This window comes from Methyloparacoccus murrellii (assembly GCF_054657115.1).
In genome coordinates, this window is sequence record NZ_BAAHXD010000023.1 from 1 (window position 1) to 10560 (window position 10560).

12 protein-coding genes are annotated in these 10560 nt (G+C 64.1%); 7 read left to right on the forward strand and 5 right to left on the reverse strand.

From position 1 onward, the window contains the following. Positions 1 to 214 precede the first annotated feature (214 nt). Both ACYQ1H_RS08145 and ACYQ1H_RS08150 read right to left on the reverse strand, forming a co-directional pair. Positions 215 to 556 (reverse strand): septal ring lytic transglycosylase RlpA family protein, encoded by a 342-nt coding sequence (locus ACYQ1H_RS08145; protein ID WP_460027551.1) that lies wholly within the window; start codon positions 554 to 556, stop codon positions 215 to 217. A gap of 416 nt (positions 557 to 972) precedes the next feature. Beyond that, positions 973 to 2574: an FAD-binding protein gene (locus tag ACYQ1H_RS08150; RefSeq protein ID WP_460027552.1), complete on the reverse strand. Its 1602-nt coding sequence runs from the start codon at positions 2572 to 2574 to the stop codon at positions 973 to 975. A gap of 89 nt (positions 2575 to 2663) precedes the next feature. Here ACYQ1H_RS08150 and ACYQ1H_RS08155 point away from each other — a divergent pair, with 89 nt between their 5' ends. Together ACYQ1H_RS08155 and ACYQ1H_RS08160 are read left to right on the forward strand one after the other, a co-directional pair. Then, on the forward strand, positions 2664 to 3677 hold the full coding sequence (locus ACYQ1H_RS08155; RefSeq protein WP_460027553.1) for an NAD-dependent epimerase/dehydratase family protein: 1014 nt from the start codon (positions 2664 to 2666) through the stop codon (positions 3675 to 3677). A gap of 56 nt (positions 3678 to 3733) precedes the next feature. Continuing rightward, positions 3734 to 4858: a Rieske 2Fe-2S domain-containing protein gene (locus ACYQ1H_RS08160; RefSeq protein ID WP_460027554.1), complete on the forward strand. Its 1125-nt coding sequence runs from the start codon at positions 3734 to 3736 to the stop codon at positions 4856 to 4858. 49 nt (positions 4859 to 4907) lie between these two features. On the opposite strand, the gene ACYQ1H_RS08165 is transcribed toward ACYQ1H_RS08160, so the two are convergent. Continuing rightward, positions 4908 to 5501, reverse strand: coding sequence for a YqiA/YcfP family alpha/beta fold hydrolase (locus tag ACYQ1H_RS08165; RefSeq protein ID WP_460027555.1), 594 nt, complete (start codon positions 5499 to 5501; stop codon positions 4908 to 4910). Between the two features lie 131 nt (positions 5502 to 5632). Here ACYQ1H_RS08165 and bfr (ACYQ1H_RS08170) point away from each other — a divergent pair, with 131 nt between their 5' ends. Continuing rightward, the gene (gene bfr / locus ACYQ1H_RS08170) at positions 5633 to 6097 is read left to right on the forward strand and encodes a bacterioferritin (RefSeq protein WP_460027556.1); all 465 of its coding nucleotides are present in this window, start codon (positions 5633 to 5635) and stop codon (positions 6095 to 6097) included. 81 nt (positions 6098 to 6178) lie between these two features. On the opposite strand, the gene ACYQ1H_RS08175 is transcribed toward bfr (ACYQ1H_RS08170), so the two are convergent. Continuing rightward, a complete protein-coding gene (locus tag ACYQ1H_RS08175; RefSeq protein WP_460027557.1) occupies positions 6179 to 6385 on the reverse strand; it encodes a (2Fe-2S)-binding protein in 207 nt (68 codons plus the stop codon). Positions 6386 to 6492: 107 nt separating this feature from the next. Continuing rightward, positions 6493 to 6960: a bacterioferritin gene (gene bfr / locus ACYQ1H_RS08180; RefSeq protein ID WP_460027558.1), complete on the reverse strand. Its 468-nt coding sequence runs from the start codon at positions 6958 to 6960 to the stop codon at positions 6493 to 6495. Between the two features lie 93 nt (positions 6961 to 7053). On the opposite strand from bfr (ACYQ1H_RS08180), the gene ACYQ1H_RS08185 reads away from it, so the two are divergent. Genes ACYQ1H_RS08185 through ACYQ1H_RS08200 form a run of 4 tightly spaced genes read left to right on the forward strand, consistent with a single transcriptional unit; the run spans position 7054 to position 10539 of the window. Then, positions 7054 to 7629, forward strand: a complete 576-nt coding sequence (locus ACYQ1H_RS08185; protein ID WP_460027559.1) for a YcxB family protein — start codon at positions 7054 to 7056, stop codon at positions 7627 to 7629. A 39-nt stretch (positions 7630 to 7668) separates the two neighbouring features. Further along, positions 7669 to 9555: an ABC-F family ATP-binding cassette domain-containing protein gene (locus tag ACYQ1H_RS08190; RefSeq protein WP_460027560.1), complete on the forward strand. Its 1887-nt coding sequence runs from the start codon at positions 7669 to 7671 to the stop codon at positions 9553 to 9555. Between the two features lie 22 nt (positions 9556 to 9577). Continuing rightward, a complete protein-coding gene (locus ACYQ1H_RS08195) occupies positions 9578 to 10081 on the forward strand; it encodes a hypothetical protein (protein WP_460027561.1) in 504 nt (167 codons plus the stop codon). 14 nt (positions 10082 to 10095) lie between these two features. Next, positions 10096 to 10539 (forward strand): universal stress protein, encoded by a 444-nt coding sequence (locus ACYQ1H_RS08200; protein ID WP_460027562.1) that lies wholly within the window; start codon positions 10096 to 10098, stop codon positions 10537 to 10539. Positions 10540 to 10560: the final 21 nt, after the last annotated feature.

Here is a 10560-nt window from a genome sequence, read left to right on the forward strand (position 1 = left end):
AGCGTCCCGCAGGTGACCGCGGAAGGATCGGGCGGGGCTATCCGGGCTCGCCCGATCCGGAGGGGGAAGTTAAGTGGATAGGGGGATTGGTGACATTGCTGGCGATTCCGGAGTGCCGTGGCGGCTCCTGTTCCTTTCGCCAATTCCTCTATCTACGTGGCTTGACGGTCCTGTCGCTGCTCGCCGGAGGCGAGGAGCGTCCGCCGAGTGTGCCTCAGTCCAGGGCGGTGACTTCTACCTTGCCGATACCGCGGAGGCCGATGGCGCGGGCAGCCGCCTGGGAAAGATCGATCAGGCGGCCGCGCGAAAAGGGCCCACGGTCATTGATCTCGACGACGACGGATTCGTTGTTGGCCAGATTGGTCACCCGCACATGGGAGTTCAGGGGCAGGGACTTGTGCGCCGCGGTCAGCGCATGCCGGCTGAAGCGTTTCCCGGAGGCGGTCTTGTGGCCATCGAAACCGGGACCGTACCAGGAGGCATGGCCCACGGCCTGGTAGGCCATGGTCTCGCCGGAAGCCAGCAAGGTTGTCGCAAACAAGAGCTTTTTGATCATTTTTCACCTCGATCATAGGTTGTCATGAGCCATGGGTTGCATGGTTTCATCACGGGTTGAGCAATCTCGCGCCCACGCGAAACGGTCTTCGGTGGAGGCCGATCCCGTTTGCGGTGTCAGGTGCCAGGATTGCCGGGGAGAATCAGCCTCTCGGCTGACAGGCCAGGAACCCACCGTCGCCGGGCGGCGATTGCCACGTCGGTTTCGCGCTGGGTACCGTTCGGTTCACGGACGCCATGGCCCGTGGATGTTGTTCAGGTAAGTCGCATGGACTGGTTGACAGTGGTTACAGTGTAACCATGATGGTGGGCGACGATCAAGCCCCGGCCGACGGTGCCGCCACTGCCGCCTTGCCGTATGGGCGGCATGCCTCCCCGATACCGCGCCCGGATGGTCAGGATGGGCGTTGTGCCGTTCTAGCCTGGCGATGCGCCGGCGTCGCGTGACCTGAGCTTGCGCATTTCCACCGGAGAAATGCGTCCGCGGGCGGAAACCTTGTCGTAAATCTCGCCGAAGGCCTGCTTGCAATAGGGCAGCTGCTCCCGCAGGTGGTCGTAGGCGCTGTGGTCGAACATGCGGCGGAAATCGGTTTCACTCAGCAGGGTCTTGGCGTAGAGCGCCTGGTAGCCGTGGTGCTCGATGACGAAGCGCTCCAGCAAGGGCAGGGCGGTGCGGCCGTCGAAGCCAGCCTTTTTCGCTGTGCCATAGGCGCCGATGTCCACGTACATTTCGTCGACCTTGCCTCGGGCGTCCCGATACGGGTGGACCAGCCCCAAGTGCCGGGGATTGTCGAAGATTGCCATCGGCGAGAGCCACAGCGGGTAGATGTCGAAGTGCTCGTCGAAGTATTCGATGGACTGTTTCAGCCAGGCCATCGGCATCAGCATGTCCTGTACCACATGATGCTTTTCGCGCAGCCGGCGGGTGGTCTCGGTCTCGGTGTATTTCAGCAGTTCGATGCGCGGCGGCAGCGCCCAGCCCAGCAGCCAGCGGAACAGCGGATGATTGCCGAACGGGATGATCTCCTCCATTGCCCAGAAATAGCTCCGGGTGTGGCGGTGCAGATAATCGCGCAGGGGAACGTACTCGACCACCGGCCGGCCGGCCTTGAGCAGGCTCTCGACATGTTTGTAGAACCAGGGCTGGTACCAGCGGCCGATGCGGTTGACCGGACCCTCCTGCCCCGGCGTGTCGGTCAGCGTCCCGGTCATGATGACGCCGGTATCGCGGCTGTAGACCAGTGCCTCGACGTACTCGTTGGCGTCAACCTTGCGGCATTCGCGGTCGAAGCCCGCACACAGCTCGTCCAGGGTGGTGACCGGCTGGTAGTGGACGCGGACGTATTGCCGCGCCGGAATGATCTTCAGCTCCGCGGCGACCAGGAAACCCAGCGTGCCATGGCTCCAGGGGATCAGATGGAACAGCTCGCTGTTCTCGGTGGCGCTGCAATGCACCCGTTTGCCCTCGGCGGTGACGATGTCGAAGGACTCGCAGATGTACTGGAACAGGCCGTACTTGTGGCTGCTGGTCTCGACGCCGAAGCCCATGATCAGTCCGCCGACGGTGAGGTCATCCAGCTCCGGCACCACCGGCAGGATCCAGCCCTGGGCGATCAGGGTGCGCGAGACCTGTCCCATGCTGGCCAGCGGCTCGACCCGGACGGTCCCCTTTTCGGTATTGATCTCTAGGACATCGTAGAGGCCGATGCGGATGTTGCGCCGCGACAGTTTGTACTTCGGCACCATCTCGCTCATGGCCTGCCAGCCCGAGCGGGCGGTGCAGAGCTGTTCCCTGGCGCCGGCCTGCTGCCAGTCCTCGATCTGCCGGATCACGTCCCGAACCCGCTGCTCGTGCCGGCTCGGGGCCGAACGCAGGCGAAACAGGATATGGTTGCGCAGGTAGACGTAGCTGCTGTAGAGGCAGGAGATCGGCAACAGCACCAGGGTGGCGAACAGCCCGCGGTGGTGGGTCAGGATGTACTCGAACAGTTGGCCGGCCGGCTGCTTGTCTTGGCTCATGGAAACCCGTGCTTGGTGGCATTGTCGGCGGTTGCGCAGATTTCGACATGGTACCATTGACGGCTTATGCGAGACTGCGTCAAATATCGATGGGCCACGGCAAGATACTGCTGACGGGGGCGACCGGCCATCTCGGGGCCAACCTGCTCAGGCGTCTGCTCGCCGACGGCGAGGAGGTCAGGGTTCTGGTGCGCCCCGGGCGCGACAACGGTGCCCTGGCTGGGCTCGATGTGGAGCGGGTCGAGGGCGATCTGCGCGATCGGGGCTCGGTGTTCCAGGCCATGCGTGGTTGCGACCGTATCCACCATTGTGCCGCCCTGGTCTCGACCATCCACGGCAATGCCGCGCACCGGCGCGAGGTGTTCGATACCAATGTCCTGGGCACTCGCCATGTGCTGGATGCCGCGCTCGAGCTGGGTGTCGACAAGGTTGTCGTCTCGGGTTCTCTGAGCGCCACCGGCTACGAGGGGGATCGGCCCAGTCACGAGGCGATGCCGTTCTATCCCTTCGATCGGCATCTGCCCTACGGTTTCACCAAGCATCTGGTGGAGCACCATTGCCTGCAGGCGCATGCCGATGGACTGAACGTGGTGGTGGCCACCTCCTGCGCCATCGTCGGTCCCCATGATTACGTCCCCTCGCGTATCGGACAGGTGCTGGTCGACTACGCTCACGGTCGCCTGCGAGCCTATATTCCGGGCGGATTCGAGTTCGTCTCCGCGCGCGACATGGCCGAGGGGCATGTGCTGGCCATGCAGGCAGGGCGTTCGGGACAGAAATACATCTTCAGCACGGCCTATTCCAGCGTCGATGACCTGCTGGGGCTGTTCGGCGAGGTCACGGGCAAGCCCAAACCCCGCCTGCGCCTGCCGCCGCCGGTCATGGCCGCCATGGCCGAAGTCGCCGACAGGACCTGGTTCCGGGTTTTCCCCAATCGTCCGCGCCGCTTCACGCCGGCGGCGGTGCGCCTGCTGCGCATGCGGCGCCGTGCCGACCACGGCAAGGCGCGCGAGGAACTGGGATTCCGTCCCACCTCGTTGCGCGATGCCGTGCGGGACGCCTACGAGGATTTCGTGCGCCGGGGCTTCATTCGGCCTCGCTGACCGGGGCGCCGCACGTCCCGCGCTGTCCATCACCCAAGCCATGGAGACCATCGCCCATGCGGAATGCCCTGCACCCGACCCGAGAGACCTTGCCGCCGCCCACCTTTGAGGACGCCCGCAATACCCGCCAGAAGGCCCGCGCCTCGGGTCTCGATCCCGAGCGCTGGTATGCGGTCGAATACGATCAGGCCATCAAGAAGGGCGAGGTCAGGGAAATCGTCTTCTGGAACCTCTCCATCGCCGTATTCCGGGGCGAGGACGGGGTCCTGGGCGCGGTACAGAACCGCTGTCCGCATCGGCACCTCAAGCTCAGTCATGGCGCCGTCGACAAGTGCCAGCTGCGCTGCGCCTACCATGGCTGGTCCTTCGACCGTGACGGCTGGCTGACCGACTATTCTCACGACAGCTTCGGCAAGTCGCTGATCAAGCATCAGCTGCGCACCTACCCCATCCAGGTGCTGTATGGCCTGATCTGGATCTTCCCGGGCGATGCGGAGCAGGCGGAAACCCTCCGGCCGCCACAGATTCCCGAGCTGCTGCGTGACGATCCCTGGGCCGGTTTCACCGTCGACTACACCTGGAAGACCCATCATTCCATGGTGATCGACAATATCTGCGACTTCGCCCATGCCTTCCTGCACCGGAAGTACCAGCCCTTCGTCGACGCCAAGCTGACCCATTACGAGGCCGATGACGACCGGGTCTATCTGACCTACGACACCTACATGGCCGAGGGCAAGTTCTCCAAGTATTTCGTCAACCGTCAGCGCGTCAACACGCGGTCCATCGAAATCTGCTACGAGTACCCCTACCAGTGGTCGAACACCGGTGACAGCATCAAGCATTACTGCTTCCTGCTGCCTATCGACGAGCGCACCACCCGGGTGTTCTTCGTGTTCTATTTCGACAGCGTGAAGATCCCGCTGATCGCCATGAACGCGCCCAAGTGGCTGACCCAGATGGTGCTCAATGCCTCGGTGCCGCTGCTGTTCAAGCCCTTGCTGGCCGAGGACGGGGTGGCGCTGGAGGCGGAGCAGATCGGTTACGATGCTCATTGGGATGCCCCGCCGATCGAGCTCAACCCCGTGGTGCCGCTGTTGCAGAAGCTGACCGTGCAGAAGTGGCAGGATTTCCTGGACCGCTCCGGGCCTGTCCGGGTCGCCCGCCGCCAGGCGGGCTAGGGGGTACGCGCGCCGGATGGAGGGCTGTCCGGCGCCGGGGTTTTTGCCGTCAGTCCGGTTGCTGCCCCGCCGGCTGCGATGCCAGGCCGGCCTGGCTCAGGATCTCGTCGAGCAGCCGCGGGAAGCTCTGCAGGCCGTGGTCGCCACCCTCGATGACGGTCTGGCGGGCACCCGCATAGCGTGACACCGCCTCGCGGTAGTCGAGCACCTCATCGCCCGTCTCCACGATCAGCCAGAACCGTGACGGCTGCCGTAGCGTCGGCACAGCCAGCGCCTTAAGTTCCTCGATGTGGCGCCCGGTGAACGCGAAGGTCTCGCCCGTGTAGAGATTGGTGTGGGTGCCGATCCAGGGTTGCAGCGTCCTGTCGGCATAGGTGGCGGGGTTGATCAGGATGGCCCGCAGGTCGTGTTTCTCGGCCAGGTAGGTGGCGTAGTAGCCGCCCAGCGAGCTGCCGATGAGCACGGGTTTGCCATCCTGGGCGGCAATGGCGGCCTCGACCTGGTCGATGGCCTGACGTGGGCTGACCGCCAGCTGCTCGCACCAGAGCCGATCGCCGAGCCCCTGCTGCTGCAGGCGGGTGTGCAATAGCCGAGCCTTGGTCGAAGTCGGTGCCGAACGGAAGCCGTGCAGGTAGATGATCATCGGGTGAGGTGCTGGTGGGTGGCCGGCGATGCGAGGGCGCCGCCCCCGCGATTGCTCGGCGGGCAGCAAGGCGTTAGGCTTTGCCATAATCTGTATCTGGGTCGTAAGGATATCAACCGGAGGCAATCCCGATGAAAGGCGATAAAAAAGTCATCAAGCATCTCAACAAGGTCCTGTCGAATGAGCTGACCGCGATCAACCAGTACTTTCTGCATGCCCGCATGTTCAAGAACTGGGGGTTGAGCAAGCTGAACGAGAAGGAGTACCACGAGTCCATCGACGAGATGAAGCATGCCGACCGGGTGATCGAGCGCATCCTCTTTCTGGAGGGGTTGCCGAACCTGCAGGATCTGGGGAAGCTCAAGATCGGCGAGCATACCAAGGAGATGCTGGAATGCGATCTCGCCTTGGAGCATGAGGCGCTTCCCGAACTGAAGGAGGCGATCGCCTACTGTGAACAGATCGGCGATTTCGTCAGTCGCGACCTGTTCCAGTCGATACTGGAAAGCGAGGAGGAACATATCGACTGGATCGAGACCCAGCTCGATCTCATCGCCCGGATCGGCGAACAGAACTATCAGCAGTCGATGATGTGATTGCGGGGGCGATGCGGAGCCGTTCTCTCGTCTCCGCCATTCGCGACGCCTGCCGGATCGGCCGATCCGGCAGGCGTTCTGTTACGCGGCCGTCAGCAGATGGCGGTCATGATGCCGGGTTTCGTCGACGCACTCGCTGATCAGCTGTCGGGCTTCCGGTGCGCACTTGCCACACTGGTCGCAGGCGCCCAGTTCGCGGCGCAGGCCACGTAGATTGCGTACCCCCTTATCGCGCACGCACTTCCTGATCTGGCTGTCGGTCACGCTTTTGCAAATGCAGACGTACATGGCTTGTTCATCCGGTGGAGTCGGATGACATCCTAGAGCAAACAAGAACGGTTATCAATAGGCGCCGATGTCATTCCCTCTGCCGTGGTAACCGATTCCAGTCACGCCTACAGCTGCGCCTGGAGATAGTTGTCCAGTCCGATCTTGCCGATCAGTCCCAGCTGGGTTTCCAGCCAGCGGGCATGATCCTCCTCCGTGTCCCTGAGCAATTCCAGCAGCAGGTCGCGGGTCGGGTAGTCCCGGACCTTTTCGCACAGGGCGATGGCCTCCCGCAGCTCGGCAATCACCCGGTACTCGAGGCTCAGGTCGTTACCGAGGATTTCCGGCACATCGCGCCCGATGTGCAGCGGTTGCCGCTGATCCAGGCTGGGGATCTCGCCGAAAAACAGGATGCGGCGTACCAGCGCGTCGGCATGTCCCTGTTCCTCCTGCATTTCATGGGCGAGATGTTCATGGAGCCGGGTCAGGCCCCATTCCCGGCACAGCCGGCCATGGAGGAAATACTGGTCGATGGCGGTCAGCTCGCCGGCCAGCAGATGATTGAGCGTGGTGATGACATCGGGATGGCCTTGCATTGCGGTATCTCCTGTAAAGAGGGGCTGCGGCCTGGGTGACAGGCGCCCGGTAGAAGCGGTAATCTGCCAGTGAAGTGCGTATACTAACTCGCTTTGAAAAGCCAGCAGCGACTGGCGCGCCGTTTCTTCCTCAATCCCCCCGTTGCCATGACCGAAATCCAGTACGAGTTGCGCGAGAAGGATTTGCTCGCGTTCAACGATCATCAGCTGAAAAGTGCCGAAAAGCTGCAAAAGACCCTGCGCCGGCATCAGGCGACCATACCCGGCCTCATGATCCTGATCGCCATGGTCGTGTGGTTTTATTACCAGGATACGCTGACGGCCGCCTGGATCGGCGTTGCCGCGGTGGTTTGGGGGCTGGCGGCGCCGTTCTACATTCGCTGGAGCACGCGGCGCAAGATTGCCCGCCTGTACACGGACGAGGACAAGACCCGCATCCTTGGCGACTACACGCTGCGGATCGAGCCCAAGGAACTGGTGGAGCAGAGCAAGGAAGGCGAATCGCGCATACGCTGGGACGACATCCTGCGCATCGAGGCGATCAAGAATTATGCCTTCATCTTCGTCTCGCTGGATTCGGCGCTGATCATCCCCCGGGCTACCGTCAAGCAGGGTGACATCGTCGAGTTCTTCAAGGAAGCCGAAAAGCGCATTGAAAAGGCGTCCTGATCCCGGCTCCGGCCAGTGCCAGACTTCGCGGATTCCAGCATGATCAATGCCCGCTCGCTGACCCTGCGCCGCGGCACCAAGGTTCTGTTCGAGAATGCCAGCTTCACCCTCAACCGGGGTGACCGGATCGGCATCACCGGCGCCAATGGTGCCGGGAAATCGAGCCTGTTCGAACTCATGCTCGGGCATCTGCAGCCCGAGGCCGGCGATCTGAGTCTGCCGCCCGGCCTGGAAATCGCCCATGTCGCCCAGGAAACCCCGGCGGTCGAGGATACGGCGCTGGATTACGTGCTGGAGGGCGATCGCGAGCTCAGGTCGATCCAGCACCAAATCAGCGAAGCCGAGTTGGCCGGTGATGGTCTCGGACTGGCGCAACTCCACGTCCGCTTCGAGCAGATTGGCGGCTACGACGCGCAGGCCCGCGCGGCGCGCCTGCTCCGTGGACTGGGTTTCGCGCCGGGGCAGGAGACCTGGCGGGTATCGCAGTTCTCCGGCGGCTGGCGGGTACGTCTCAATGTCGCCCAGGCGCTCATGTGCCGGTCCGACATCCTGCTGCTGGACGAACCCACCAACCATCTCGACCTGGATGCCGTGATCTGGCTGCAGGACTGGCTGGCCGGCTATCCCGGCACGCTGTTGCTAGTGTCCCACGACCGCGACTTTCTGGACGATCTCGCCACCCACATCCTGCACATCGAGCAGGGCCGGGTCAGCCTGCACACCGGCAATTACAGCGCCTTCGAAACGCGCCGGGCGGAGATGCTGGCGCAACAGCAGGCGGCCTACCAGCGGCAGCAGCGGGAACTGCAACGCGTCCAGGGCTTCGTCGACCGCTTCCGTGCCCAGGCCACCAAGGCCCGGCAGGTACAGAGCCGCATCAAGGCCCTGGACCGCATGCGCCTCATCGCGCTGGCGCAGGCGGATTCGGCGCTGGAATTCCGCTTCGAGCGCCCGGAACGGTCGCCCTCGCCGCTGCTCAAGCTGGAGGCGGCCGCGGCCGGTTACGGGGCGCAGGTCATCCTCGACGGTGTGGGTCTGACCATCAACCCCGGCGACCGGATCGGCCTCCTGGGCCCCAATGGCGCGGGCAAGTCCACCCTGATGAAGGTCCTGGCCGGCGAGTTGTCGATCCAGGCCGGCGAACGCCTGCCGGCACAGGATCTCCGGATCGGCTATTTCGCCCAGCACCAGCTGGAGCAGTTGCGCCCGGAGGAAAGTCCCCTGTGGCATCTGCAGCGCCTCGATGGCCGGGCGGGCGAAAAGGAGCTGCGCAATTACCTCGGCTGTTTCGGCTTTCGCGGCGAGCAGGCGCTCGCTCCCATCGGCCCCTTTTCGGGTGGCGAGAAGTCCCGGCTGGTTCTGGCCTTGCTGGTGTACCAGCGGCCCAATCTCCTGCTGCTCGATGAGCCGACCAATCACCTCGATCTGCAGACCAGGGACGCGCTGAGCCTGGCCTTGCAGGATTACGAGGGTGCCCTGGTGGTGGTCTCGCACGACCGCTACCTGCTGCGAACGGTTGCCGATGATCTCTGGCTGATTGCCGATGGCCGGGCGAGCCCCTTCGACGGCGATCTCGACGACTATCGCCGCTGGCTGGGCGAGCATCGCCTGTCCCTGGCCGGGAGATCGCAGCCGGCTGATGCGTCCTCGCCCAGGCCGCAGCGGCGCCAGGCCGCCGACCGGCGGCGGGCGCTCAGACCGCTGATGAGCGCGGTCGAGAAGGCCGAACAGGCCATGAACCACTGGCTGGTCCAGCGTCAGGCGATCGAGGAAAAGCTCGCCGATCCCGGGCTGTATCTGTCTTCGGCCAGGGACAGCCTGCAATCGCTGCTGGCCGAGCGGACCCGCATCGAGGCCGCCATCGCCGAAACCGAGCACCGCTGGCTGGTCGCCGCGGAAGCGCTGGAAGCCGCCACGGACGAATAGCCCTCTGCCATCGCGTTCGCCAATGCCCCTGATCAAGCTGTTCCTGGATATCTGCCGGTTTCGCCTTGGCCCCCAGGACGTGCCCCGGTCGGGTTTCCTGCTGGGTCTGGTGCTGGCCCTGAATGCCCTGGCCAGCCTGTTGCTGGGGCTGCTGGAGGTCGACATGGCGACGGCAGGGTTGCAGACTCTGGTGGCGCTGGCCCTGTTGACGGCGTTCATCTTCGCCAGTCTGCGCCTCTCGCGCCATCCCGGCCGGTTCCAGCAGACGCTGACGGCGGCGCTGGGCTGCGATGCGCTCATCACGGCGCTCGCGCTTCCGCTGTTGGCCGCCGGTCTGCTGCTGCCGTCGGTGCAGGTGACCGTCAGCCTGATGCTGCTGGCCACCATGCTGTGGGAAATCGCCGTGATCGGGCATATCCTGCGGCATGCCCTGGACCTGCCCTATCTGGCCGGACTGGTGGCGTCGCTGGTCTATACCATGCTGAGCCTGAAAGTCATGGCAACCGTTTTCCCCGCGCTGCATTAACACTGGAGGATGCGATGACCTACGCAACCATTCTGCTGGCCCATGACTTCTCGGCCGGCGGCGGCAAGGCACTGGAGCGGGCGGCGGCGCTGGCCGGAACGTTCGGCGCCCAGCTGCACCTGCTGCACATCGTCGAATATCTGCCACCGGTCGATACCTCGTTCGGCGCCGTCTCGCCATTCGAGGTTGATCTCACCGACCAGATGATCGCCTCGGCCAGGAAGCGCGTGCACGCCTTGGCGGGCGAGCAGGGCATCGTCGTCGAGCATTGCTGGGTCGAGGTTGGCAGCCCGAAGCTGGAGATCATCCGCATCGCCAGGGAAATCGGCGCCGACCTCATCGTCCTCGGCACCCATGGGCGGCATGGGCTGGGGCTGCTGCTGGGTTCCACCGCCGCGAGCGTGGTCAACCACGCCCCGTGCGACGTACTGGCGGTACGCCTGCGGGACGCGGATTGACCCCGGCCCCGGCGAGCATCC

Bases quoted from the DNA above. Each gene is read 5' to 3' on its own strand.
- ACYQ1H_RS08150 (WP_460027552.1), bottom strand. From the start codon at position 2,574: ATGAGCCAAGACAAGCAGCCGGCCGGCCAACTGTTCGAGTACATCCTG.
- ACYQ1H_RS08145 (WP_460027551.1), bottom strand. From the start codon at position 556: ATGATCAAAAAGCTCTTGTTTGCGACAACCTTGCTGGCTTCCGGCGAG.
- ACYQ1H_RS08160 (WP_460027554.1), top strand. From the start codon at position 3,734: ATGCGGAATGCCCTGCACCCGACCCGAGAGACCTTGCCGCCGCCCACC.
- bfr (WP_460027556.1), top strand. From the start codon at position 5,633: ATGAAAGGCGATAAAAAAGTCATCAAGCATCTCAACAAGGTCCTGTCG.
- ACYQ1H_RS08155 (WP_460027553.1), top strand. From the start codon at position 2,664: ATGGGCCACGGCAAGATACTGCTGACGGGGGCGACCGGCCATCTCGGG.
- ACYQ1H_RS08165 (WP_460027555.1), bottom strand. From the start codon at position 5,501: ATGATCATCTACCTGCACGGCTTCCGTTCGGCACCGACTTCGACCAAG.
- ACYQ1H_RS08190 (WP_460027560.1), top strand. From the start codon at position 7,669: ATGATCAATGCCCGCTCGCTGACCCTGCGCCGCGGCACCAAGGTTCTG.
- bfr (WP_460027558.1), bottom strand. From the start codon at position 6,960: ATGCAAGGCCATCCCGATGTCATCACCACGCTCAATCATCTGCTGGCC.
- ACYQ1H_RS08175 (WP_460027557.1), bottom strand. From the start codon at position 6,385: ATGTACGTCTGCATTTGCAAAAGCGTGACCGACAGCCAGATCAGGAAG.
- ACYQ1H_RS08195 (WP_460027561.1), top strand. From the start codon at position 9,578: ATGCCCCTGATCAAGCTGTTCCTGGATATCTGCCGGTTTCGCCTTGGC.
- ACYQ1H_RS08200 (WP_460027562.1), top strand. From the start codon at position 10,096: ATGACCTACGCAACCATTCTGCTGGCCCATGACTTCTCGGCCGGCGGC.